This window comes from Pedobacter aquatilis (assembly GCF_030409415.1).
Taxonomy (GTDB): Bacteria; Bacteroidota; Bacteroidia; order Sphingobacteriales; family Sphingobacteriaceae; genus Pedobacter; species Pedobacter aquatilis.
This window is the reverse complement of sequence record NZ_JAUFPW010000033.1, coordinates 1-25654: the sequence shown is the minus strand read 5'-3', so window position 1 is coordinate 25654 and position 25654 is coordinate 1. Positions and strand designations below refer to the sequence as shown.

At 33.9% G+C, this 25654-nt stretch carries 24 protein-coding genes; 14 read left to right on the top strand and 10 right to left on the bottom strand.

What is annotated here, in order from left to right:
* Window positions 1–3: 3 nt before the first annotated feature.
* From QWY86_RS15125 to QWY86_RS15110, 4 genes are all read right to left on the bottom strand, one after another.
* Window positions 4–1365 (bottom strand): acyl-CoA dehydrogenase family protein, encoded by a 1362-nt coding sequence (locus QWY86_RS15125; RefSeq protein WP_290243185.1) that lies wholly within the window; start codon window positions 1363–1365, stop codon window positions 4–6.
* 97 nt (window positions 1366–1462) lie between these two features.
* On the bottom strand, window positions 1463–2179 hold the full coding sequence (gene bshB1, locus QWY86_RS15120; RefSeq protein ID WP_290243184.1) for a bacillithiol biosynthesis deacetylase BshB1: 717 nt from the start codon (window positions 2177–2179) through the stop codon (window positions 1463–1465).
* A gap of 2 nt (window positions 2180–2181) precedes the next feature.
* Window positions 2182–2688, bottom strand: a complete 507-nt coding sequence (locus QWY86_RS15115) for a glutathione peroxidase (protein ID WP_290243182.1) — start codon at window positions 2686–2688, stop codon at window positions 2182–2184.
* 6 nt (window positions 2689–2694) lie between these two features.
* The gene (locus QWY86_RS15110) at window positions 2695–3309 is read right to left on the bottom strand and encodes a DUF4294 domain-containing protein (protein ID WP_290243180.1); all 615 of its coding nucleotides are present in this window, start codon (window positions 3307–3309) and stop codon (window positions 2695–2697) included.
* A gap of 110 nt (window positions 3310–3419) precedes the next feature.
* On the opposite strand from QWY86_RS15110, the gene QWY86_RS15105 reads away from it, so the two are divergent.
* From QWY86_RS15105 to QWY86_RS15090, 4 genes are all read left to right on the top strand, one after another.
* Window positions 3420–5627 (top strand): RelA/SpoT family protein, encoded by a 2208-nt coding sequence (locus QWY86_RS15105; RefSeq protein WP_290243179.1) that lies wholly within the window; start codon window positions 3420–3422, stop codon window positions 5625–5627.
* A 123-nt stretch (window positions 5628–5750) separates the two neighbouring features.
* Window positions 5751–6248, top strand: coding sequence for a Fur family transcriptional regulator (locus QWY86_RS15100; protein ID WP_290243178.1), 498 nt, complete (start codon window positions 5751–5753; stop codon window positions 6246–6248).
* A gap of 39 nt (window positions 6249–6287) precedes the next feature.
* The gene (locus QWY86_RS15095; RefSeq protein WP_290243176.1) at window positions 6288–7562 is read left to right on the top strand and encodes an adenylosuccinate synthase; all 1275 of its coding nucleotides are present in this window, start codon (window positions 6288–6290) and stop codon (window positions 7560–7562) included.
* 290 nt (window positions 7563–7852) lie between these two features.
* Window positions 7853–9109, top strand: a complete 1257-nt coding sequence (locus QWY86_RS15090) for an anthranilate synthase component I family protein (RefSeq protein WP_290243175.1) — start codon at window positions 7853–7855, stop codon at window positions 9107–9109.
* 177 nt (window positions 9110–9286) lie between these two features.
* Here the strand turns inward: QWY86_RS15090 and QWY86_RS15085 are convergent, their stop codons facing one another.
* From QWY86_RS15085 to QWY86_RS15070, 4 genes are all read right to left on the bottom strand, one after another.
* Window positions 9287–10093, bottom strand: a complete 807-nt coding sequence (locus QWY86_RS15085; protein ID WP_290243174.1) for a M48 family metallopeptidase — start codon at window positions 10091–10093, stop codon at window positions 9287–9289.
* 83 nt (window positions 10094–10176) lie between these two features.
* Entirely contained in the window at window positions 10177–10824 is a 648-nt protein-coding gene (plsY, locus tag QWY86_RS15080; protein WP_290243173.1) for a glycerol-3-phosphate 1-O-acyltransferase PlsY, read from the bottom strand.
* Between the two features lie 51 nt (window positions 10825–10875).
* Window positions 10876–11718, bottom strand: a complete 843-nt coding sequence (gene nadC / locus QWY86_RS15075; protein ID WP_290243172.1) for a carboxylating nicotinate-nucleotide diphosphorylase — start codon at window positions 11716–11718, stop codon at window positions 10876–10878.
* Between the two features lie 87 nt (window positions 11719–11805).
* Window positions 11806–12204 (bottom strand): DUF4783 domain-containing protein, encoded by a 399-nt coding sequence (locus QWY86_RS15070; RefSeq protein WP_290243171.1) that lies wholly within the window; start codon window positions 12202–12204, stop codon window positions 11806–11808.
* A gap of 233 nt (window positions 12205–12437) precedes the next feature.
* Here QWY86_RS15070 and gpmI point away from each other — a divergent pair, with 233 nt between their 5' ends.
* Both gpmI and QWY86_RS15060 read left to right on the top strand, forming a co-directional pair.
* Window positions 12438–13958, top strand: a complete 1521-nt coding sequence (gene gpmI / locus QWY86_RS15065) for a 2,3-bisphosphoglycerate-independent phosphoglycerate mutase (protein ID WP_290243170.1) — start codon at window positions 12438–12440, stop codon at window positions 13956–13958.
* Window positions 13958–14485, top strand: coding sequence for a hypothetical protein (locus tag QWY86_RS15060; RefSeq protein WP_290243169.1), 528 nt, complete (start codon window positions 13958–13960; stop codon window positions 14483–14485). The genes gpmI and QWY86_RS15060 overlap by 1 nt, the downstream gene beginning before the upstream one ends.
* A gap of 55 nt (window positions 14486–14540) precedes the next feature.
* Here QWY86_RS15060 and QWY86_RS15055 read toward each other — a convergent pair whose 3' ends face one another.
* Window positions 14541–15164 (bottom strand): tetratricopeptide repeat protein, encoded by a 624-nt coding sequence (locus QWY86_RS15055; protein WP_290243168.1) that lies wholly within the window; start codon window positions 15162–15164, stop codon window positions 14541–14543.
* A 331-nt stretch (window positions 15165–15495) separates the two neighbouring features.
* Here QWY86_RS15055 and lon point away from each other — a divergent pair, with 331 nt between their 5' ends.
* Window positions 15496–17967: an endopeptidase La gene (gene lon, locus QWY86_RS15050; RefSeq protein ID WP_290243167.1), complete on the top strand. Its 2472-nt coding sequence runs from the start codon at window positions 15496–15498 to the stop codon at window positions 17965–17967.
* Window positions 17968–18059: 92 nt separating this feature from the next.
* Window positions 18060–19013, top strand: a complete 954-nt coding sequence (locus tag QWY86_RS15045) for a lipid A deacylase LpxR family protein (RefSeq protein WP_290243166.1) — start codon at window positions 18060–18062, stop codon at window positions 19011–19013.
* Here the strand turns inward: QWY86_RS15045 and arfB are convergent.
* Complete coding sequence (gene arfB, locus QWY86_RS15040) at window positions 19010–19420, bottom strand: alternative ribosome rescue aminoacyl-tRNA hydrolase ArfB (RefSeq protein WP_290243165.1); 411 nt, start codon at window positions 19418–19420, stop codon at window positions 19010–19012. The two genes, QWY86_RS15045 and arfB, sit on opposite strands and share 4 nt — an antisense overlap.
* 152 nt (window positions 19421–19572) lie before the next feature.
* Here arfB and QWY86_RS15035 point away from each other — a divergent pair, with 152 nt between their 5' ends.
* The 6 genes from QWY86_RS15035 (at window position 19573) to QWY86_RS15010 (ending at window position 25510) form a co-directional block, all read left to right on the top strand.
* On the top strand, window positions 19573–20358 hold the full coding sequence (locus tag QWY86_RS15035) for a hypothetical protein (RefSeq protein ID WP_290243164.1): 786 nt from the start codon (window positions 19573–19575) through the stop codon (window positions 20356–20358).
* Window positions 20359–20445: 87 nt separating this feature from the next.
* Window positions 20446–21132: a (d)CMP kinase gene (gene cmk / locus QWY86_RS15030; protein ID WP_290243163.1), complete on the top strand. Its 687-nt coding sequence runs from the start codon at window positions 20446–20448 to the stop codon at window positions 21130–21132.
* Window positions 21133–21193: 61 nt separating this feature from the next.
* The gene (locus QWY86_RS15025; RefSeq protein ID WP_290243162.1) at window positions 21194–22024 is read left to right on the top strand and encodes a 3-keto-disaccharide hydrolase; all 831 of its coding nucleotides are present in this window, start codon (window positions 21194–21196) and stop codon (window positions 22022–22024) included.
* A 54-nt stretch (window positions 22025–22078) separates the two neighbouring features.
* Window positions 22079–23560, top strand: a complete 1482-nt coding sequence (locus QWY86_RS15020) for a TPM domain-containing protein (RefSeq protein WP_290243161.1) — start codon at window positions 22079–22081, stop codon at window positions 23558–23560.
* A 144-nt stretch (window positions 23561–23704) separates the two neighbouring features.
* Window positions 23705–24691 carry an SH3 domain-containing protein gene (locus QWY86_RS15015; protein ID WP_290243160.1) on the top strand — a complete coding sequence of 329 codons (987 nt, stop codon included), beginning with the start codon at window positions 23705–23707 and terminating at the stop codon, window positions 24689–24691.
* A 75-nt stretch (window positions 24692–24766) separates the two neighbouring features.
* Window positions 24767–25510, top strand: coding sequence for a hypothetical protein (locus QWY86_RS15010; protein WP_290243159.1), 744 nt, complete (start codon window positions 24767–24769; stop codon window positions 25508–25510).
* Window positions 25511–25654: the final 144 nt, after the last annotated feature.

Genomic DNA, 25654 nt, shown 5'->3' with positions numbered 1-25654 from the left:
AAATTAAACAAAAGCCGAAAACCCCGTTATCGCCCTACCAACAATTAAAGTATTTATCTCTTTGGTACCTTCGTAAGAATAAATAGCTTCAGCATCGGCTACGAAACGAGCCACATTATATTCCAACAAAATTCCGTTTCCTCCCATTACCTCTCGGGCTTTACTTACTACATCGCGTGTGCGCAATGAACAAAAAACTTTCGCTAATGATGCATGTTCGTCTTTAAGTAATCCTTGATCTTGCAATTGAGATAACCGGAAACATAAAGTTTGCATTGCGGTTAAATTTGAAAGCATTTCTACCAAATGGTTTTGAATTAGTTGAAATGATGCAATCGGCTTTCCAAACTGTTTTCTGGTTCTGGTATAATCCAACGCATTTTCATAAGCGCCGCGAGCACAGCCAACAGCTTGCCAGGCAACGCCCGCTCTTGTCATCTGTAGAACTTTTGCTGTATCCTTAAATGAATTAGCATTTTGAAGCCGGTCGATTTCTTCTACTTCGCAATTTGTTAGTGTGATAATCCCATTTTGTACAATTCTTAAAGCCATCTTGTCTTGCATTTTTTCAACGGCAAAACCCGGGTTATCTTTTTTTACAATGAAACCTTTAACTTCGTTACTGTCTTCATCGCGAGCCCAGATAATTAAAATATCGGCAAAGGTGGCATTGCCAATCCATTTTTTTTGTCCGTTTAAAACCCATTTGCCATTTATAAATTTACAAGTTGTAGTTAAACCACCGGCCGCAGCCGAACCAACTTCGGGTTCGGTTAAACCGAAAGCACCAATTATTTTAAATTTTTGCATTAACGGTAGCCATTGTTGCTTTTGTTCTTCTGAGCCGCATAAGTAAATAGAACCCATTGCCAAGCCACTCTGCACACCAAAAAAAGTAGAAAGAGAGGTATCAATCCTGGCCATTTCCATAGCCAAAATTCCTTCCATCAAATTTGATTTTCCGGGGCAGCCATAACCTTTATAAGTTAAACCGCAAATATTTAGTTCGGCTAATTTTGGTATAATTTCGTATGGGAATTCGGCTTTGTTCCAATAATGATTTACGATTGGCTTAACCTCTTTTTCCAGAAAAGCTCTAACTTTTAGTTGCAAAGCCCGGTCTTCATCTTTCAAAGCTTCATCGCCCAATTGATAAAAATCGCCATCTATTGGTGGGAGTTCTTTCTTTTTACCTGAGCCGCCCATCATTTTCATCATGCCCGAGATTTGTTTATCATCGAGGCTTGATATTGTTTCGACCATTTTAGGCAAATCTACTTTTTTAGAAAGCGCATCTAATTTGGCAAAATCTACATGTTTAAAAAGATTGTACGCATTTTTGATTGAAGAGAATATGTTCGCCATTATTATTCGTTTTGAGAGTAACAAATAAATGGCTATTTTGTTGGAAATCGTTGTTTACCACCTAAGAAACCTTGGAAAATCTTAGATGGTATAAATTTTATTTTAAATCGAATAAACTATCAACACCTAATAATTTCCTTGAGGTAAAACCTTCGCCGAAAGTAGCACCGATGCTTTTACCAAACTCTCTTGAACGACCAATTACAGTTTCGAAAAACTCTGGCGATGAAATGTATGTTTGCATTCCATCAACATCAGGATTATAAAACTGAGTTTTGAAAGCTTTGATTGACTCAATTTTTTTATCCATATGTGCTGAAATATCAACAATAATATCAGGCCTTAAATATCTATCTTGAATGTATTGCAGCAATAATCTGGGGCGATGGGCTAATTGTTTTCGTCCATCAAGTTCAGTTTCAATTTTAGGTAAACCTGATAAAAATACAGCATCATAAACCAAATCTCCAGCCCTTCCATGGTCGGGATGACGGTCTTCTAAGGCATTACTTAAAATAATTTCAGGTTGATATTTTCTTATTGCCTTAATTACTTCCAAACGGTGAAATTCATCATTCTGAAAGAAACCATCACGCAATCTTAAATTTTCTCGGGCATGTAAACCCAATATTTTTGCAGAATCCGCTGCTTCTTCATCACGCGTTTCAGCTGTGCCTCTTGTACCAAGCTCGCCTCTGGTTAAATCTACAATTCCAACTTTTTTACCTAGGGCTATGTGTTTTAATATCGTTCCCGAACAGCAAAGTTCCGCATCATCAGGATGAACGGCTATAACTAAAATATCTAACTTCATTATTATTTTACATCCAGCAGGCGCTGAATTTTTTTCTTAACTTTTGAACTTAAAGGCTTTGTAAATGGAAAGAAATAATCTTCCACTTCGCCTTTTTTATTGATAAGGTATTTATGAAAATTCCACCTTGGCGTTGAGGTAAGCTTTGTATTTTGTTTTTTATCACTCAAAAACTGATACAAAGGATGGGCATGTGCGCCACGAACCATTATTTTATCAAAAACAGGGAATTTAACCCCATGGTTTATCTCGCAGAAACTGCTTATGTCATTTCCATTTAAAGGTTCTTGCTTTCCAAAATCGTTTGTAGGAAAACCTAAAATTTCAAAATCTGGATTACCTATTTCATCTTTTAATTTTTGTAACTCGCCAAGTTGCGGTGTAAAACCACATTCTGAAGCTGTATTAACAATTAATAAAACTTTATTTCGGAAAGCTGAAAGCGGCTGCTCGTCGCCTGTTATCTTTTTCACTTTAAATGAATAGATATTAGGTATATTTTCTTTCATTATATTTTATTGATAGAATCCAGAAGCTCTGATTATCGATTCAATATCCCGATCTTCGTTGATGTTGTACTCGCTCTTTAAATTATGGCCAACAACCCTGGCAATAACTTGATAGGAGAACGCTGCAAAACCACCTTTTGTTTGCTTTACAATATCGTACGTTGTACGCCCCACTTCCCTATCAATAAGTTTTGTTAAAATTTTACCTTGAGTAATTGTTAAATCTTTAATCTCCCGGTTAAACATGTCCTTAATTTCCTTATCACATTGCTTAACCAAGTCTTTCTGGCGTTTTTTTTCGGTCGTTGTTACTAAATCACGCTCTAATTGTTCGTATCGACGTTTAGCAAAAAGTGCATAAGGCATCACTTTTAGAACATTGTAGCGCAGCCTATTATAAGCAGCTTGTTCGGCCGGAGATTTAAAAATATGAGGAGCGATTATGGTAACGTCGTAAAGTTGCATCCACGGAATCATAACGCCATTATCATTAGTGGAAGCTACCCTTATGGTATCTAACTTACCTAATTTAGGAAAAATTGGTTCTACATTTTCTTGTGCTTTTAAAGAAGCGCCAAAAATGATGACAATAAATAGAATGATAAGCCCTTTAAAATTCATAAATTTATACCTCAACAAAGTTAGGGGTTATTTCATATATTAGGAGTTTTATAAAACTAATATAAGTTTTATTGAATAATAAGACGCAATATTTTACGCAAAAAATACAAATGAAAACAGAGTTAGTGATTGATTTAGAGGCAGAGAAGAAAGAAATATTAAAAAGATATAGAGCATTACTCCGTGCAAGCAAGTCAACATTGCAAAAAGGAGATAAAAAAGAAATCAGGAAAGCTTTTGATATGGCTTTAGAAAGCCATAAAGATATGCGCCGAAAATCTGGAGAACCATATATTTATCATCCAATTGCTGTGGCACAAATTGCCGCCGAAGAAATTGGCTTGGGTACAACATCTATAGTTTGCGCTTTACTGCATGATGTTGTTGAAGATACAGATATAACGCTTGAAGATATTGAACGGGAATTTGGCAAGAAAACCGCAAAAATTATTGATGGCTTAACTAAAATTTCTGGTGTTTTTGACACTAACAGTTCTCTACAAGCAGAGAATTTCCGCAAAATGTTATTAACCCTTGCTGATGATGTTAGGGTAATCTTAATTAAATTGGCAGACAGGTTGCATAATATGCGTACGATGGACTTCATGCCTCGCCATAAGCAATTGAAAATTGCCTCAGAAACTATTTACTTATATGCACCTTTAGCGCACCGTTTAGGTTTGTATGCAATAAAATCTGAGCTTGAAGACCTCTCGATGAAATATCTGGAGCCTGAAACGTATAAATTCATCGCAAAAAAATTAAACGAGAAAAAAACAGAGCGAAATTTATTTATTAAAAAATTTGTTGAACCTATTGATGAAATCGTACATGAACAAGGTTTAGTCGCGGCTGTTTATGGTCGCCCGAAATCTATTCATTCGATTTGGAATAAAATGAAAAAGAAAAATATTCCTTTTGAAGAGGTTTATGATCTTTTTGCCATCCGAATTATATTAGATAGCCCGTACGAAAACGAAAAAGCAGATTGTTGGAAAGCCTACTCGATTGTTACTGATTTATACCGCCCAAATCCAGATCGTTTAAGAGATTGGGTTTCATCTCCCAAAGGAAATGGTTATGAATCGTTGCACACCACGGTAATGGGACCTCGCGGACAATGGGTTGAAGTACAAATACGTACACAACGTATGAATGAAATTGCCGAGAAAGGTTTTGCAGCACATTGGAAATATAAAGAATCGAGCAATGATAATGGTTTGGATCAGTGGATTCAGAAAGTCCGCGAAATGCTTAACAATCCGGAAGCCAATGCTCTGGATTTCCTGGACGATTTTAAAATGAACTTATTCTCTGATGAGATTTTCATTTTCACACCAAAAGGCGCTTTAATTCAATTGCCATTGGGTGCAACTGCTTTAGATTTTGCTTTCGAAATTCATACCGATGTTGGTGCAACCTGTATCGGAGCCAAAGTAAATCATAAACTGGTGCCAATATCTTACAAGCTTCAGAATGGAGATCAAGTTGAAATTATTACTTCAAGTAAGCAATCACCTAAAGAAGACTGGTTAAATGTTGTTGTAACGGCCAAAGCAAAGTCGAAGATAAAATCATCTTTAAAAGAAGAAAAAAGAAAAATTGCCGAAACTGGTAAAGAGATTTTAGAGCGTAAGTTAAAATCGCTTAAAATTACTTACAACACAGACAATCTAAATAAAATCAGTTACTATTTTAAACTTTCATCTACACAAGAATTATTTATCCAGGTTGCATTGGGTAAAATAGAACTTAAGGATATTAAGGAATATCTGGTGAGTGAAAAAGAAATAGAAACCCGTGGCCCAGAACGCCCGGAAAACTTGAGTATTGATGCCATTAAAGGGAAAATAAAAGGCCCAGAATCTGATATTTTACTTATTGGTGAAGACATGCAGAAGATAGATTACACGCTTGCTGCATGTTGTAATCCAATTCCTGGCGATGATGTTTTCGGCTTTATTACCGTAAGTGAGGGTATAAAAATCCACCGTACAAATTGCCCAAATGCAGCACAATTAATGTCGAATTATGGCTATAGAATAGTCAAGGCAAAATGGAACAAACAAAAGGAATTAACTTTCTTAACTGGTTTACGCATTATGGGTATTGATGATGTTGGCTTAATCAATAACATCACAAAAGTAATTTCAAATGACTTTAAAGTAAATATGCGTTCTATAACGGTTGATACAAATGAAGGTATTTTTGATGGCTCGATAATGATATTCGTGAATGACACTGAACATCTTGAAAAATTAATTAAAAATTTAATGGAAGTACGAGGCGTAACTGGTGTAACAAGGTTTGATGCTTAAATAGTAGGAAGTCAAATTTCTAAGGTCAGAAGTTTTTACCCCCCCTACTTATTACAACATTTCAACAATCAAAAGCTACAACAATCCAACAATTTAACTACCTTTGAACGGAGTTTAAAAACTATGTCAGAACAGAAAACAAATGAACTTGTTCGCAAGATTTTTGAAGCTTATTTAGAGAACAAAAATCTTCGTAAAACACCTGAGCGTTTCGCAATATTGGAAGAAATCTATTCAAGAAACGATCATTTTGATGTAGAAACGCTCTACATCCACATGAAAAACCAAAAATATCGTGTAAGTCGTGCAACTGTATATAATACGTTAGAGTTATTGGTTTCGTGTGATTTGGTTACCAAGCATCAGTTTGGTAAAAACATGGCGCAATTCGAAAAATCTTATGGCTACCGTCAACACGATCATGTAATTTGTATCGAATGTGGTAAGGTTGTAGAATTTTGCGATCCTCGAATTCATCAAATTCAAACCATGGTTGGCGATCTTTTAAAATTTGATGTTAAACATCATTCTTTAAATCTCTATGGCTTCTGCTCTGATTGCAGTATGGCCAGAAAAGTAAGTGAAAATGCGGCTAACACTGCAAGTATCCAAGCAAATTAAATCAATCCAAAAAAATAAAACCAGCTTAATTTTTTAATAATGACGCAAGTAGATGTACTTCTCGGCCTGCAATGGGGCGACGAAGGAAAGGGAAAAATCGTTGACGTTCTAAGTCCGAAATATGATCTTATTGCCCGTTTTCAGGGCGGCCCAAATGCCGGACATACTTTGGAGTTCGATGGTAAAAAATTTGTTTTAAACACCATTCCATCAGGTATTTTTAACGAGAAAACCATGAATCTTATCGGTAACGGTGTAGTTATCGATCCAATTATTTTAAAAAGAGAGCTAGATAATTTGAAAAAAGCTGGTCACGATCCAGTTGCCGAAGGCAAATTAGTGATTGCTCGTAAAGCGCATTTAATTTTACCTACTCACCAATTATTAGATGCAGCAAACGAAGCTCGCATGGGTAAAAATAAAATTGGCTCTACACTAAAAGGAATTGGTCCAACTTATATGGATAAAACCGGCCGTAATGGTTTACGCGTTGGCGATACCACACTTCCGGATTTTAAAGAGCGCTATGCAAAACTTGTAGAAAAACATACAGAAATTCTTTCTCATTATGATTTTGAATATGAATTAGCTGAAAAAGAAGCAGCTTTTTTCGAAGCAATCGAATTCTTAAAATCAATTCCTCACGTAGATAGCGAACATTTTGTAAACGGATATTTAAAAGAAGGCAAGGCAGTTTTAGCAGAAGGCGCTCAAGGAACTTTGCTCGATGTTGATTTCGGTTCATACCCTTTCGTAACCTCTAGTAATACAACTACAGCAGGTGCTTGTACCGGTTTAGGTATTGCTCCAAATAAAGTTGGTGCAGTTTATGGCATCTTCAAAGCTTATTGCACACGTGTTGGCGGTGGTCCTTTCCCTACAGAATTAGATAACGAAGTTGGCGAAAACTTACGTGCTTTAGGCCACGAATTTGGTGCTACAACCGGTCGTGCTCGCCGTTGTGGGTGGATTGACCTTCCTGCTTTAAAATATGCCATCATGTTAAACGGTGTTACCGAATTAATTATGATGAAAGCAGATGTTTTAGATACTTTCGACACAATTTATGCTTGTACACACTACGAATATAATGGCGAAACAATTGATTATATGCCTTACGACATTATTTCAATTGAGCCAAAACCAGTATTAAAAGCGATTGATGGTTGGGCAACTGACGTAACTAAAATTACTTCTGTTGATGAAATTCCAGCTAAATTGAATGATTATATCGCATTTTTAGAAAAAGAATTAGAAGTGCCAATTAAGTTCTTATCAGTTGGCCCAGATAGAGCACAAACTTTGGAATTATAATTTCTATTGTTCAACAGTTTAAAAAGATCGTCATTTCGAGCGAAGCCGAGGAATCTTTGTAATTGATTCAAATATCTATTCACCGCATTCTAAATGAAAATTTAAAAAAACATTTCAAAGCAATCTTATTATTAGGGTTGCTTTTTTTTATTTGGAAAGCACAGACTGTAAAACTATTTAGGTCCGATCCCGCCAATGTTCCAAGTTACGGTGAATGTTAGTAGGAAAATTAAAGTTTCTGCATCCGTAAGCTTTCCACTTATGTCGGGTTTAGTTACCTTTGCCGCTGCTTGAAAACCGAACGAAACATATCAGATTTTAAACAAAAAGCATTGGATTGGGCAAACCAGTTTGATGTTTGTTGCCTTTTAGATTCTAATCAATACGAAGATGCTTATTCTGCATACGAATTTATCATTGCCGCTGATGTTGAAAGCGAATTAAAAGCGAATTCTGGAAATGCTTTTGCGCAACTCAAAACATTTTACGAAAGCAAAAAAACCTGGCTTTTCGGTTTTTTTAGCTACGATTTAAAAAATGAAACTGAAGATCTAAAATCTTCAAACCCTGACAAACTAGAATTCCCTGATTTATATTTCTTTGAACCAAAATATCTAATCGGTTTCAAAAAAGGTAAGGCTGAAATTTTATTAGGAAATGAATCCATTCTCGAAGAAATAAATAGTTTCGATGTTAAGGAAGCAGTTTCTCCGACTAATTTATCAATCAATCAAAAACTTTCAAAAGCTCAATATATAAATCAGGTAAATGGTTTAAAAGAACACATTATTCGTGGCGACATTTATGAGGTTAATTTTTGCCAGGAGTTTTTTGCAGAAAATGCTGTAATAAATCCTGTAGAAACTTTTGAATTACTAAATAAAATCTCTCCTACTCCATTTGCTGGCTACTTTAAAGTTTATCAGCATTATATATTATCTGCTACACCAGAACGTTTTTTGTGTAAAAGAGGTTCAAAATTGGTATCACAACCAATAAAAGGTACAGCAAGAAGAAGTAAAGATTTAGTGGAAGATGAGCAAATCAAAATCCACCTAAAAAATGATGTAAAAGAACAGGCAGAAAATGTAATGATTGTTGATTTGGTTCGCCACGATTTAACTAAATCAGCGGTGAAAGGCTCTGTAAAAGTCGAAGAATTATTTGGTATCTATACTTTCCCTCAAGTCCATCAAATGATTTCGACAATCAGCTGCGAATTAAATCCAGAAATTCACTTTATTAATGCAATTAAAAATGCTTTCCCAATGGGTTCGATGACGGGAGCGCCAAAAGTTAAAGCCATGCAGTTAATTGAAGCGTATGAATCTTCAAAGCGAGGTGTTTATTCTGGTTCATTTGGTTTCATCAGTCCCAACGGAGATTTTGATTTCAATGTGATAATCCGCAGTATCCTTTATAATCAAAATAATAACTATCTATCCTTTCAGGTTGGTGGCGCAATAACTTTTCAATCAAATGCAGAGAAAGAACATGATGAATGTTTGTTAAAAGCCAGTGCAATTTTGAAGGTTCTTGAAAATTAGTTCGTTGGTATTTAGTCTTTAGTCTTTAGTCTTTAGTCTTTAGTCTTTAGTCTTTAGAGGAAACAACCTGTTGGCAATGTTGTTTATACTCAAATCTGGCTTAAAATTTTCCCATAAACAAAAAAAGGTTGAAAGCTTTACACTCTCAACCTTTAACTTTATACGCTTAACCTTTAACTATTTCTTATAATACTGTTGCGCTTCAGGTAAATATTTTTGAATCTGAGCGATACGTGTTGCATCACTTGGGTGAGTGCTTAAAAACTCTGCTGGTTTTTGTGCACCTGCAGAAGCTGCCGACATTCTATTCCAGAAAGCAGTTGCATTTTGAGGATTATAACCTGCCATCGCCATAAAAATTAAGCCCAATCTGTCTGCTTCCAATTCTTGGTTTCTGCTAAATTTTAGCATAGCAACTTGTCCACCAACGCCGTAACCTGCATTGAAAATAGATTGAACTTTTGGGTTTTTTGATAAAGCAGCACCGGCCAATGAGCCTACGCCCTGTGCAACCATTTCGTTAGACATGCGTTCTGCCGAGTGACCAGCAATTGCATGGGCAATTTCGTGTCCCATTACGGTTGCTAAACCAGCATCATCTTGTGTTACAGGCAAAATCCCTGTGTAAACAACAATTTTTCCGCCAGGCATACACCACGCATTTTTTTCATTGTTTTGAACAACATTAACTTCCCACTGGTAATCTGCAATTAAATTACCATAGTTATTATTATTCATATATGATTTTACTGCAGTAATTAATTTAGCGCCAATTGTTTTAACCTTTAAAGCCTGTGCATTAGATGCAGGTAGAACTGTTGTCTTATTCTCAGTTAAAAATGTACTATAAGCCTGAAAAGCCATTGGTAAAACCTGGTCGTTACTTACTAAGTCAAATCGGCTTCGGCCAGTTAATGGAACTGTAGTACACGAGTTAAACAATAAAACCCCAGCAATGCTTGCTGTTAAGAATAACTTTTTCATAATGCGATTTAAAAAGATTGGTAAATTATTGTAAGAGAAACAGGTTGCTTACAAATAAGTTTTGGTGAATGTGTTTTTGTTAATTAATTAGTTTTTTTCTTAAACAAATACACTTTTGATTCTTTGCCCTTAAGCAATCTTTCGAGATTTTTTTGGTGTGTAACCAGTATTAAGACGCAAACCGCCATTCCATAAAGCACTTCAGATTTTATTGAAACCTGAAATAGAAAAACTACACTTAAAGGAAAAGTGAAACCTGCACAAATAGAACTTAACGATACATATTTAGTTAATAGCAGTACAACCACGAAAACCAGAACACAAAGCATAGATGCATGGAAGTTAACTGCTAAAATCATTCCAAAAAGTGTTGCAACACCTTTACCACCCCTAAAACCTGCAAATATCGGAAATAAGTGGCCCATTACCGCAGTTACCCCTAAAGCAAGCTGATAATTAACAAATACTACAGAATGTTGTGGCCCGGTTACAGATATACCGATTAAATAGGCAAGGTTCGTAGCTGTATAGCCTTTCGCGATATCAATAATCATAACGGCAATACCCGCTTTTTTTCCTAATACACGAAAAGTATTAGTAGCTCCGGCGTTGCCACTCCCATATTCTCTAACATCAACCCCATAAAAAGCTTGCCCTAACCATACCGCCGTTGGAATAGAACCAAAAAGGTATGCAAAAAGCAGCGCAGTGAGAGAATAAACCGTGACCATAGCCTACAATGATACAAAAAATAAGCTTTTCTTTATATATGAAATTATAGATTAATATGCTTTCAAGCTCATATCTAAGCTTTTAACAGAATGTGTTAATGCTCCCATAGATATGAAATCGACTCCACAAGCAGCATATTCTTCAACATTTTCTTCCGTGATGCCACCAGATGCTTCGGTTATAAATCTTTCATCAATTAAATTTACCGCTTTTGTTAAATTTTCGAAACTAAAATTATCAAGCATAATCCTATCCGCTCCACCAGCCTCAATTACCTGATTTAATTCCTCAATATTCCTCACCTCAATTTCTATTTGTAGATTTTTATGCTGCTCTTTCAAGTAATTTCTTGCAGAATTTATTGCATTTGCTATTCCGCCAGCATAATCAACATGATTGTCTTTAATCAAGATCATATCATATAAACCAATTCTGTGATTAACACCACCTCCAATTCTTACCGCCCATTTTTCTAAATAGCGTAAACCTGGTGTTGTTTTTCTGGTATCTAAAAGTTTAGTTTTTGTTTTACCTAATTTAGAAACTATTCTGTTGGTTTTAGTTGCAATACCACTCATTCGTTGCATGCAATTTAACACCAAACGTTCGGCGATAAGAATTGAGTGCGTACTTCCTGAAACGGTTAAAGCAATATCACCAACTTTAACTTTAGTTCCATCTGTTAGTAAAACATCAACTTTTAGATTCTTGTCTACTTCCTCAAATATTAATAAAGCAAGTTCAATTCCAGCTAAAATGCCATCCTCTTTTATTATTAATTTGGCTTTGCCCTGCGTATCCTTTGGAATTGTTGATATTGAAGTATGATCGCCATCGCCAACATCTTCGGCTAATGCATTTTTTATAAACTGAGATAGAAGTTCTTTGTCCAAAATGATGGTTTTTAAACTCCAAAAGTAGTAATTATTTACGATTAGGCAATCAATCTTAAATACACTGAAACAGAAAATATGACGAAATTAGTCCTTTGCAGGTTCAATCCTTAGTTCTGTAATAAGAAATGCACTATTAAACTTTTTCATGGTTACCGAAACCCTGAAAGTTTCCTTTGAAGTGTTAAGAACTATTACACCAAACCTATAATTCTGGCTATTGTTTATCCTATGAAAAATACTTGTTTTTGTGGGTTGATGTTTACTAAAAAAATCCTTTAAAATCTGTTCGCCCTGTGCTTTAGAGTATACATCTTCTTCATCTATTATGATCAATTCTATTGTTGGAGCGAAATTTTTAGCAATTTCCTTTGAGTTCCCTGATCTAAAATGCGACGATAAATCATCAATAATATCAGCTTGGTAGCCAATAGAACGATAAATTGGCGAAATAGCAACTAACAATAAAATTAAGCTTCGGATCATTTCTGTATTTTATAATCACCGTACAGCTAAAATTATGCCATTAGCTTATCAAAAAAAGGATTTCTTAATTTGTATAAGCTGCAATAAACCTATATTTGCTATATAAAGAATTGTTAAAACATCGAGATGATAGAAATGTTTTAAAATTGCTTTAATATTATTGCCGCTACTAGCCTAAACCATTTACAATTATTTAATTAATGGGTATAGATGGGCTTAAAAATTTAAAAAGAATGAAAAATAAAAAACTTGCACTTATTATTTTAGATGGATGGGGCTACGGAAAGCACGATAACTCTGATGCTGCTTATGCCGCCAATACACCATTTTTTGATTCATTAATTCAAAAATATCCAAACTCAAAATTAGAAGCATCTGGAGAAGCTGTTGGCTTACCTGTCGGACAAATGGGTAATTCGGAAGTTGGCCACATGAATTTAGGTGCCGGAAGAGTAGTTTATCAAGAGCTTGGAAGAATTAACAAGGCAATTGCGGATAGGGAATTGCACAGCAACCCGGTTTTGCTTAAAGCTTTCGAATATGCAAAAGCAAATAATAAAGCAGTACATTTTATTGGTTTAGTTTCAAACGGTGGCGTTCATGCACATATTGAACATCTAAAAGCACTTTGCGATGCTGCAAACGAAGCACAAGTTGCAAACAGTTATGTTCACGCTTTTTTAGATGGTAGAGATACCGACCCTAATTCTGGTTTAGATTTTATTACCGATTTAGAAAATCATATTCAAAATTCATCAACAAAGCTTGCATCACTCGTTGGTCGTTATTATGCAATGGATAGAGATAACCGTTGGGAACGTGTTAAGAAAGCTTACGATGTAATGGTTAATGGAGTTGGTGAGAAATCACAAGACTCTTTAGCAAGCATTAGAAAATCTTATGAAGAAGGCATAACCGATGAATTCCTTAGACCAGTTGTGCTTACTTCTGATAATGATGAACCCATTGCTACTATTAAAAATGATGATGTTGTAATCTGTTTTAACTTTAGAACAGATAGAGGAAGAGAAATTACGACTGCATTAACTCAAAAAGATTTCCCAGAACAACAAATGCATAAATTACCATTGTATTATGTTACTATGACAACTTATGATGAAAGTTTTGAGAAGGTAAATGTTGTTTTTACTAAAGATGACTTAACCAAAACCATTGGTGAGGTTTTAGCTGAGCAAGGGAAAAATCAAATTAGAATTGCTGAAACGGAGAAATACCCTCACGTAACTTTCTTCTTTTCTGGTGGAAGAGAGACAGAGTTTGAAAACGAAAAACGTATCTTAATTCCATCACCCAAGGTTGCAACCTACGATTTGCAACCAGAGATGAGCGCAGCAGGAATTACAGAAGCCATAACAAAAGAAATCGAATCAGGCTGGGCAGATTTTATTTGTTTAAACTTTGCAAATCCGGATATGGTTGGCCATACTGGCGTTTATGAAGCGGTTATTAAAGCTGTAGAAATTGCTGATAAATGTGCCGAAACCGTGGTTAATAAAGGCTTGGAAAACGGCTACTCATTCATTTTGCTTGCCGACCATGGCAACTCTGAATTTATGGTTAACAATGATGGCTCTCCGAACACAGCACACACTACTAATTTAGTTCCATGTATTTTAATTGATGATGATTATAAACAAATTGCTGATGGTAAACTTGGCGATATTGCGCCAACAATTTTAAAAATACTTGGTGTAAACATTCCTGAAGAAATGACAGGTAGCGTTTTGATATAATGATTAAGAAACTATTCTTTTTTGTATTTGCCTTTGGTTTAATTTCTTGCAATCAGGAAAAAGAATCAAAAGCAAATACAGATTTACTTTATTTTGATATTAAAGGCTACTTTCAAAAAGAAGCTTTAAGGTTAAATAAATCTAAACCTAAAATATTAAAAGTAGTAACAATTAATGGCTTATCTGAAAACAAAAACTTAAATATTAAGGATTGGGAAAAGGAATTTTCAATTTTTGCTAACGCAGATATTAATAAAGCATCCTGGAAAGGAAGTTTTAAAACCCAAAAAGCTGTTGACAAAATAATTTATACATCATCAAATAAGAAAATACCTGTTAAAAAGGTTCAAATAGATTTTTTGAATAAATCAGTAGCAAAAATCAAAATCATTATCTCAAACAAAAACATACTATACACTTCTGGAGATACTCTGTTATACTATCCTGATAGTTTGTATTTAGTTAAAAAATATCAAAAGATAAAACTTTTAAAAGAGAAAAAATATCAGGTCAAAGAATTATTCTAAACCAAAAAAGGCGAACAATTTTATGAGTTCGCCTTTTTTAGTTATACTAGATAAATTACTTTAAGCTCGCAATTTGAGCTTTATCGTAAGTTATCCAATCTATAATATCTTTTCGTAAAGGTTGCAATGTTAAAACTTTTTGAAAATCGGCAATTGAGTTATTAAATAAGGCAACGCAACTTTGTTTCTCTGTGCTTTTTTTTGCCTTAAAAGATTTAAAAATCGCATAATCTTTGTAGGCCAAACCTCTGTTTTGAAGCATTTGCGTATCTTCTTCCCCACTCAATTCGCTTGCTTTAGTAAAATCCTTAATTGCAGCCAGGTAAAAGTTTTCCCTCATGCTATTTAAAGATTGTTTTGGATCATTTGCAACATTTAAGCGTGCTTTACCTCTGTAATAATATGCAGAAACCTCAGTAGGTTTTAGAACAATTAAATTGCTATAAGTAGTTATCGAATTTTCATAATCGCCACTTTGGTAATAAGAATAACCAAGCATTTTTAGTACATTTACATTATTTGGTTCTTTAATGCTTGATTTTTCTAACTGTAACACAGCTGTTTTGTAATCACCCTTAAGCATTGCGTCCATAACTTTCTTATCAATACTATTTTGTGCATAACTGCTTGTTGATGAGATAATGATTAAACCTAAAATGGTATGTTTTATAATGTTCATGTACTAATAATAAGTTAACAAATCTAAAATTTCGATAGAAATAAAAGAGTAATATGCACGCAATATAATTCAATTCTAAGAAAATAAAGTGCTTTAATTTTTTTTGCATCCACTAAAACACTCAAACAATAGCATTAACGTACAAATTTGGATTATATGATATTTGGTGAATAATTTATATTCTCTGCCTTTTTATCATAACATTATACCAATTTTATGCTAACATTAATTTAAAACAACTTTGGCACAAGAGTTGAATTTAATAGTGTATATTAAATACACACAAATTACCAACGACTATACTGCCAGTTTGTCGTTATAAAGAATAATAATGAGCAAACACGATATATTTGACTTTAATACAGCAATGCCGATTATTAATGAAGATACCGAATTTTTCCCGCTTATGTCTCAGCAGGATGAAGAGGACATGAATAATGAAGATACGCCAGAAGTTTTAGCAATATTACCTTTACGTAATACCGTTTTATTTCCTGGAGTAGTTATCCCTATCACAGTTGGGCGAGATAAATCAATAAAATTAATTAAAGAAGCTTACAAAGGCAATAAGATTATCGGTGTAGTTTCTCAAAAAGATGTTTCCATAGAAGACCCTACTTTTGAGCAGCTTAACACTGTTGGTACCGTTGCCCACATTATTAAGTTGCTTCAAATGCCAGATGGAAATACAACTGTAATTATACAGGGAAAACAACGCTTTAGTTTAATTGAAGAAGTTCAAAATGAACCCTACATTACGGCTACTATAAAGAAATTTGAGGAGCAGAAACATAAAGCAGATAAAGAATTTAAGACATTAATCGCTTCGATTAGAGAAATGTCTGCTCAGATAATTCAACTTTCTCCTAACATTCCAACAGAAGCTAGTATTGCGCTTAAAAATATAGAGAGCAATTCATTTTTGATAAACTTTATTTCATCAAACATGAATGCCGAAATGGCTGATAAGCAAAAAATCCTTGAAATGGACAACCTGCTTAATAGGGCACAAAAAGTAATGGAATTGTTAATGGTCGAACTGCAAATGCTTGAATTAAGAAATCAGATTCAATCGAAAGTTCGAACTGATTTAGATAAGCAGCAACGAGATTATTTTTTAAATCAACAACTGAAAACCATTCAGGAAGAGTTAGGTGGTAGTTCTGCTGATATAGAATTTGATGCCTTACAAGAAAGAGCCAAAAAGAAAAAATGGTCTAAACAGGTTGATGCACATTTTGACAAAGAGCTTGACAAACTTGGCAGAATGAACCCTGCTGCTCCAGATTATTCAGTTCAGTTAAACTACCTGGAATTATTACTTGATTTACCATGGAGTGAATTAACTAAAGATAATTTCGATTTAAAAAGAGCACAACGTATTTTAGATAAGGACCATTTCGGACTTGAAAAAGTTAAACAACGTATTATCGAATATCTTGCGGTTTTAAAACTGAAAAGAGATATGAAAGCGCCAATTCTTTGTTTAGTTGGTCCTCCGGGAGTTGGAAAAACCTCTTTAGGTAAATCAATTGCAAAGGCTTTAGGTCGTAATTATGTACGTATGGCGCTTGGTGGCATCAGAGATGAAGCTGAAGTTCGTGGCCATAGAAAAACATATATTGGTGCAATGCCGGGCAGAATAATTTCATCAATTAAAAAAGCTGGTGCAGATAATCCTGTTTTTGTTTTAGATGAAATTGATAAAGTTGGTACTGACCATAGAGGCGATCCTTCATCAGCTTTGCTTGAGGTTTTAGACCCCGAACAAAACAATGCATTTTACGATCATTATGTAGAAGTAGATTACGATTTATCGAATGTTTTATTCATTGCAACAGCAAATTCCTTAAGTACAATTCAGCCAGCATTGCTAGATCGTATGGAAATCATAGAAGTGAATGGCTATACAATTGAAGAAAAAATAGAGATTGCCAAGAAGTTCTTATTACCTAAGCAAAAAGAAAATCATGGTTTAAAAATTAAAGATATTGTTCTTAAACCAAACTTAATTGAGAAGGTAATCGAAGATTATACGAGAGAAAGCGGTGTGCGTGGTTTAGAGAAAAAAATTGGTTCATTAGTACGTGGCGTAGCCACAAAACTTGCAATGGAAGAAGAATACAATGTTACTTTATCTGAAGAGGATGTTGAACGTATTTTAGGTGCGCCTATTTATGATAAAGACTTGTACGAAGGTAACGAAGTTGCTGGTGTTGTAACAGGCTTAGCTTGGACAAGTGTTGGTGGCGATATTTTATTTATTGAATCAAGTTTGAGTCCAGGCAAGGGTAAACTTACTTTAACTGGTAATTTAGGCGATGTAATGAAGGAATCGGCTGTAATTGCTTTGGCATATTTAAGAGCACATGCAGCTGAGTTCGGCATCGATTATACATTATTTGATAATTGGGATGTTCACGTTCACGTTCCGGCAGGCGCAACTCCGAAAGATGGTCCTTCGGCTGGTGTGACTATGTTAACAGCTCTGACTTCGGCATTTACACAGCGTAAAGTAAAGCAACATTTAGCCATGACCGGGGAAATTACATTGCGTGGAAAAGTTTTACCTGTTGGTGGAATTAAAGAAAAAATCCTGGCTGCTAAAAGAGCAAACATTAAAGAAATCATTCTTTGTAAAAGCAACAGAAAGGATATTTTAGAAATTAAAGAAAGTTACATCAAGGATCTAAAATTCCATTATGTTACTGAAATGAGTGAAGTTATTGAACTTGCGTTGTTGAAAAACAAAGTGAAAAAACCACTTGATTTGAGTATTAAAACTGCTGCAATCGTCAATTAATTTTCAATAATCGATTTTTATTGAACTGCACAGATAATTAATTCAAATACATTAAATACATTTATAGTCCCGATAATTATCGGGACTTTTTTATGAAATCATTTTTACTTTCCTTAATTGCAATATTTTTTTTCTGCGAAGTCAATGCGCAAAGTTTTAAAAACGAATTTGGTTTTAAAACCGAAAACGACGCTTACTTAGCCACTTTAAATGATAGGTATTATACCAATGGCTTATTCATTTATTTCAGACGAGCTTTAAATCCGAATAATTTATCAGAAAATGTAGAGAAAAAGACCTTCGAAATTTCAGTTGGGCAAAAAATATATACTCCGTATTGGGGAATGGTTGCTAAGAAAGAAGATCAAGACCGACCTTTTGCGGGGTACTTGTATGCTGGCGCAGCGTATTCCATTTTCTACAAAAAAGAAAGTTTACTTAAAACTTCTATCGAAATAGGAACCGTAGGCCCAAATTCTTTGGCACAAGATGCACAAGAGTTTCTTCATAAAACAGTTGGTTTCTATAAACCGGCAGGCTGGGAATATCAAATTAAAAATGAAATTGCTGTTAATTTATCCGCTAACTACAGTAAGCTAATTATACGTTCGAATGATAATGCAGTAGATTTAAGCGGAAACGGTTACGCAAATTTAGGTACAACTTTTAGCGGTGTTGGAGCCTCAGCAGTATTTAGGGCAGGAAAACTAAATCAATTGTTCAATTCGGCTTATCATAATGCAGTAATCGGAGAGGCAAAAACCAAGAAGCTAAATAATTCAGAATTTTTCTTCTACTTAAAACCACAATTAAATGTTGTTGCTTATGATGCAACCATACAGGGAAGCTTATTTAACAATAATAGCCCTTTAACTTTTGGAGTTAAACCAATCGTTTTCGAGCAGCAATTTGGGGTAAATTATAGTTCGCAAAGATTTACTATTGATTTTAATATAATTTTCAAAACCAAAGAAGTTAAAAGTGAAGCCAAACCTCAAAACTATGGTGGACTAAGTTTATATTATCGTTTCGGAAAATTAAATTAATCTAAAGAAGGCTTCCTTCTTGTTTCTTTTTTGGAAGAATTTTCGGCTTTATTTCTCAATCTTTTTTCGATTATTGCTTTCGGTATTTTAACTGCTTTACGCTCTTTCTGCACCAATAGTGATTTTTTAATCAAATCAATTAGCTTAACTATTGTTTTTTCCTTGTTTAATAGCTGACTTCTATCTTCCTGGGTAACAATATGAAGCAAACCTTCATTATCAATGCGATTTGAAAGTTTTTTAAGCAACAATTCTTTTTCTTGTTGAGATAAAAAACTTGCAGTACTGATGTTAAAAATGAGTTCTACTTTGCTAGAAACTTTATTTACATTTTGTCCGCCCTTGCCGCTGCTTCTTGATGTTTTAAACGATATGTTTTTTAAAATTTGTTCTTTGTCAGGAATCATCAGATAGAAATTACAATAATACGGTAAATATATATGAAAAATTAAAAGCTAAAAATATCAAACTGGTCATTCATTATTATAGCATTTTGTTTATTCGATGATAAATTATAACTTCAAAAAATCATTCCAGACATATTCGAGCTTCAAACATCATGAAACCCAAAACCTTTATTGAGAAATTAGGCTATTTCTTAAGAACCCTCTTATTCATAATTATTTGTACCGTATTCCTATTTTTATTACTGTGGACATTTTGTTATTCGCTCCATGTATTTTACTTGTTTTTGGTAACGTTAATTTTTGCAATTGTATCCTTTTTCAGAAAGAAAAATAGAAAATTTATAACAATTACTTTATTATCCGGTATTGCGCTTTTTGTATTATCTACTCCATATAATTTAAAACAGTACAATAAAAATGCGGCAGCTTTTCAAGATCAGATAAATCAAGGATATCATTTACAGTTTAAAGAAAAATGTGCCATTTATGGTACGCTTTTAATTATTACCATTGGCGATATTATTCCTTTTCCAGAAGCGAGTATTCAAAATTTTTATTTATTATTTCCTAAACAAAGTAAAACGAGAATTTTTTATTCTGATGACTTCCTTCAGGCACCAGACATCAAAAAAATGATGCATTTAAAAGGAAAAAATAGCGTTGCCTGGGATAAATGGGGCGAACGTTTTAATGGAAACTTCAGATTCGCGGCTGCTTTTGATCCTTGTACATTAGAAATTACTGATGAAGGCGACCACAAGAAAGCAGTTTTGATTACCAATTTTAACTACCGTAAAAATTACACCACGCAAAATGCAAATCACATTTTAGGTGGTATGTTTGCCTTTCGTATTGATGAAGGCTTATTTTGGTACTTACAACACGAGGGTTGGCTCCATCCATACAACGCTGTGTGGATTGCCAAATTTGATAAATAGGAAAATGCGAACTTTAAGGTTCGCATTTTTTGTTTTAGAGAATTAAATACTGAGCATTATGTTTCTATTTTTTACCTTTGTACTACAATGATAAAAAACCTTGTTGTAGCTATTGATGGCTATTCATCTTGCGGAAAAAGCACGCTTGCAAAGGCACTCGCTAAAAAATTAGGATTTATTTACATCGATAGCGGTGCTATGTATCGGGCAGTAACTTTGTATTTTTTAAGAAATGAAATTGATATAAATGATGATGCTAAAGTTATTGATGCTTTGCAACATATCGAGTTAAATTTTCATTCTCGTGATTATCAATCTCATATTACGCTAAATGGTGAAGAAGCTTCCGATGAAATTCGTTTAATGCCAGTTTCAGAAAATGTGAGCGAGGTATCAGCACATAAAATTGTTCGCCATGAAATGGTTAAACAACAACAACGCATGGGTAAATCGAAAAACATTGTTATGGATGGTCGAGATATCGGAACTACTGTTTTTCCTAATGCGCCAATTAAATTTTTTATGACCGCCGATCCAAAAATCAGAGCCGAGAGAAGGTTTAAGGAATTAGAAAGCAAAGGAAATAACACGACAAGCTTAGAGGAAGTATTTGAAAATCTGGCACATAGAGATTACGCAGACACGACTAGAAAAGAAAGTCCTTTGGTAAGGGCTGAAGATGCTGTTATTTTAGATAATACTGACTTAACTCAAGAAGAACAACTTGCTTTCGCGTTAGAAAGAGTTGAGCCATTTTTAGCAGAAACTACTTAATTTATCCTGTAAGCTTATTGATTTAATTTCATATTTTTAGCGAAACCAATAATCATTTCAAATGAAATTAAAACTTCTCTATTCAATTATTTTGCTTTCGTGTTTTACTTGTTTTAAATCTCAAGCTCAAAAAGGCTGGATTAATCTTTTCAACGGTAAAGATTTAAAAGATTGGACGGTTAAAATTGCGAAACATGATCTAAATGATAATTATGGTAATACATTTAGAGTGGAAGATGGCTTAATGAAAGTTAGGTATGATGGCTATACAGATTTTGACCAACAATATGGTCACATATATTACAAAAAGCCATTTTCGTCATATCTAATAAAAATAACATACCGCTTTGTTGGCGAACAAGCAAAAGGTGGAGAAGGATGGGCTACAAGAAATAGCGGTGTAATGCTTCATTGTCAGGCACCAGAAACCATTTTGAAAAATCAGGATTTCCCAATTTCTATTGAAGGACAAATTCTTGGTGGCGATGGAGAGCATGATAGACACACTAGTAATGTTTGTACGCCAGGAACACAAATCGATTTTCAAGGCAAATTATTAACACAGCATTGCCTTGATTCTAAATCAAAAACTTATCATGGCGACCAATGGGTTACAGCAGAATTTTTAGTATTAGGCGATTCTGTGATTAAACACATCTTAAATAAAGAAGTGGTTTTAGAATATACGAAACCTCAAATCGGAGGCGGTAGTGTTTCAAATTACGATGCTAAAGTTAAAATTGATGGCAAACCACTTAAATCAGGTTATATTTCATTGCAAAGCGAAAGTCACCCTATCGAATTTAAAACTGTTAAATTATTCGATTTGCAACCATACGTAAAAAGCAAAGCTAAGCTTGATAAAATCTTGGATAGGATATTAAACGAGTAGTTAATAGCACATCATATAGTAATCATTCCAGAGTTCATGACAAGAATTATTTCGATGAGAAAAATATTATTGCTAATTCTGGTTTTTACCTGTTTTCAGGGTTTTTCACAAAAAAAATATAAAGTTGATGAAATTCCTGATCCAAAGAAAATGGGTCAGGATTTTTTTGTAAGCGACCCAGACAGAATTTTATTCGATGTTGATTCGATAAACAGATTAATTACAAGATTAGAGCAGCAAACCAAAACGGAAATCGCTGTTGTTATTGTAAAAGATTTTGATGAAAATTTGGATGAATTCGATTTTGGAGTACAGCTATTTAGAAAATGGGGAATTGGGAAGAAAGATGTAAACAATGGTTTGCTTTTGTTTGCTTCAATAGATAGAAGAAAGTATCGTTTTATAACAGGCTATGGATTGGAAGGTTTGCTTCCTGATGTTAAGTTAAAGCACATTGCGGAACAAAATTTGTTACCTGCATTTAGAGCACAACAATATGATGAAGGTATAATCAACTCATTAAATGCCATTGCCGATTTTTTAAACAATCCAAATAACGAGGCGGAAATTCAATCGCTAATTGCTCAAACTAATAAAAGCAAAACGGAGTGGATAGATCCTACTATTTATTCAATTGTAATTGTAATATTGTTTACAATTGGATTTATTTACTTCAAGAAAAAAGCACATGTTTACCAAATTAAAAAAGGAGACAAAAATTTTAACAGTTATGATAAATCATTAGCTGGCGGATGTATAGCACTATTCTTCATTCTATTTGTATCAATTTTTGTTTGGGCATTTGTATTTAATTTTAAGAGTTGGGGCTTTTCATTAAATAGCATTCCAATAATTCTTTATGTTATACTTTCGTCAATTCTTTTTTTTAGATATATCGCAGCCTTATCAACATTAAGAAAAGTACATGTTGATGATGAAAATTTCTTCGCCGCGGCAAAAGACTTAAACAAAAAAACATTGCCACTTTTATTAATCTCGCCATTACTACTACCAGCGATTTTAAGAAATGCAAATAGAAGAAATAATTTAAAAACACGATTCACACCATTAAAAGATAGCAAAAACAAAGAAATGATTCGCATTAACAGAGATGTTAATGTTGAAGGAAAACCATATTTAAGCTCAGCACAAAGAAAAGAAGAAACGCTTTTGGTTTATGATTACGACATTTGGGAAAGTGCAGATAAAAAAGAACATCAAATTAAGGCTTGGCCGGCAGAAAATTTTGATGATTACAGCGAGTGCCCAAATTGTAAATTTAAAACACTAGCGGAACCTAAAGTAATAACGGTAAAACGTGCTACCTATAGCAGAACCGGCGAAGGTAAAAAGATACAAAGGTGCGCAAATTGTGACCACGAAATTTTCATCAAAACCGTAGTACTTGCTATGCTGGTAGAATCTACATCTTCTAACAGTAGTAGTTCGAGCTCAAGTGGTTCATCTTCATCATCAAGTAGCGGAAGCTGGGGTGGCGGAAGCAGTGGTGGCGGTGGTTCTGGTGGCAGTTGGTAGTATTAACCAATGAAATAGCCATAATAACCTTTTATTGTAAGTTTAATTTGATGTTTATTACCTTTGGCACATTTAATGTGCAATATGCATTTTCAATAGCATCACACTAAAAAAGATGTGCTCAAACAAATTAATAAATACAAAATGTCTAAAACCCTTTTTTCTTTCTTTGCTTTCGTTCTTTTATCTGTACAACTTTTTGCACAAGAGACTTACCGTGTAACTGCCGATGAGCTAAGGGTTAGAGCGGCTAGCGATCAAAAAAGTAAAGTTATTGGGTCGATACCTCAAAATGAAACCGTATCAGTTGTAGATGCCTCCAATGATAAATTTTTCAAGGTGAAATTTAAAAAAGGCGAAGGCTGGGTAAGTAAAGATTTTTTAGAAAAAGTTGCTACACAAACTGCAAATCCTCAAGTCAACGCTCAACAACCTATTGAGCCTGTACAAAATACAAAGGCTACAGTTTCAGGAGTTGAAGATATGTATCGGGTTACTACAGATAACCTTCGTGTAAGAGAAAAGGCTGACCCAAAAAGCAAAGTAATTGGCTATTTACCAGAAAATGAAAACGTTGCGGTTATAGATTCTACAAATACAAGTTACTTTAAAATAAAGGTAACAAATGGCGAAGGCTATGTTAGTAAAGAATTTTTGGTTAGAATATCGCCTGTAAAAAAAGCAGATGCGCCGGTAGTGGCACCATCTATACCGGAAACGAATCAGGATAATTCAAAAATTATTTTTTTAGTTGTAGTTGCTGTTTTATTAATAACAATTCTGTTTTTCATTTTTAAATATGCAAAAGGAAATAAGGTTTTTATTTTGATAGTTAGTTTAATTGTTTTGGTAACTGGCTATTTCTGCTACGTTACTTTTTTAAAAGAAAAAACAATTTCTGGTCAATTTGTTACAACAGAAGATGTACAATACCAATCTTTTGATTTTAAAAGCAAAGATTTGGTTACGGTGAATGATATCTATACAGGTTCTTCCTTTAGCTCTAAATATGTAATTGAGGGCGATATGATTAAATTATACGACCAGCAAAACTCTATTTTGTTATTAATTAGAGATGATAATACTTTAATTGGCGAGGGTTTTACAAGAGGAACTTTTACTAAGAAGTAAACGAATTTATTTCTGAACTGTCTTTTCATCTAAAATAATTTTATGGAAAACATAGTTTAAAGTAATCTCTTTATCATGAAGAAATTACTTTTACTTGTTTTAATAAATTTAATAACAATTAAGTTATTGGCTTGCGTTTGTGAACCAACAAACATTACCCATAAATTTTTAAGCGCTGATTTTGTTGCCATTGCCGATATAAAAGAAACCTTTAATAATGAAAAAGGAAAAGATTTTTATAGGGTTAACCTAAATGTAAATCAACTATACAAAGGTGATAAAGCTATAAATTCAATTAATGTTGGTGGATATAATGGTGTTGATAGTGTTTGGAGTTCTTGTGATATCAAATTAATCTCGGGAAGCAAGTGGCTGATTTTTGGTTATAAAAACCAGGATGGAGATCTAGTCACAGGAATGTGCTCAGTCTTTAGGGCAGAAAAATTCTACTTAGATCAGCTTAAAGCATTGCCAATACTGGAAACACTACAAAATCAAAAAGAGTTACTAAAGTTTAATTACTCTAGATTTGAAACCGGTATTGAATACAATGTACCAAAAACTTATATAACCGATAAAATTAGTGATTACATGCTTGTTGCAATAAAACTTGATTCGACTGCAAAAATTTTAAACATTAACTCTCTAACTAACGATACTAATCTTGCCAGGCAACGTGTTGAAAAGAAGATAACCGAATTTAATTTTAAAAACTATTTAGATAAGCATAAAATCAGTTATGCTAAAGGTTACTATTATGTGCTCGAAATTTATCCTTACACCAGCACAGTCGAACCGATTTTAAAGTTAAAATATTAGCAACAAGGTGATATTCTTAAATACTAAACCCGGTAGTAGCCTACCGTGTACCCACATCTTTATTTTTATTTTTGATTCATGTTTGGAACAGATTACAGTAAACTTTTTAACGATCTTAGGTTATCTAGACGAGGAGAAAGCCTA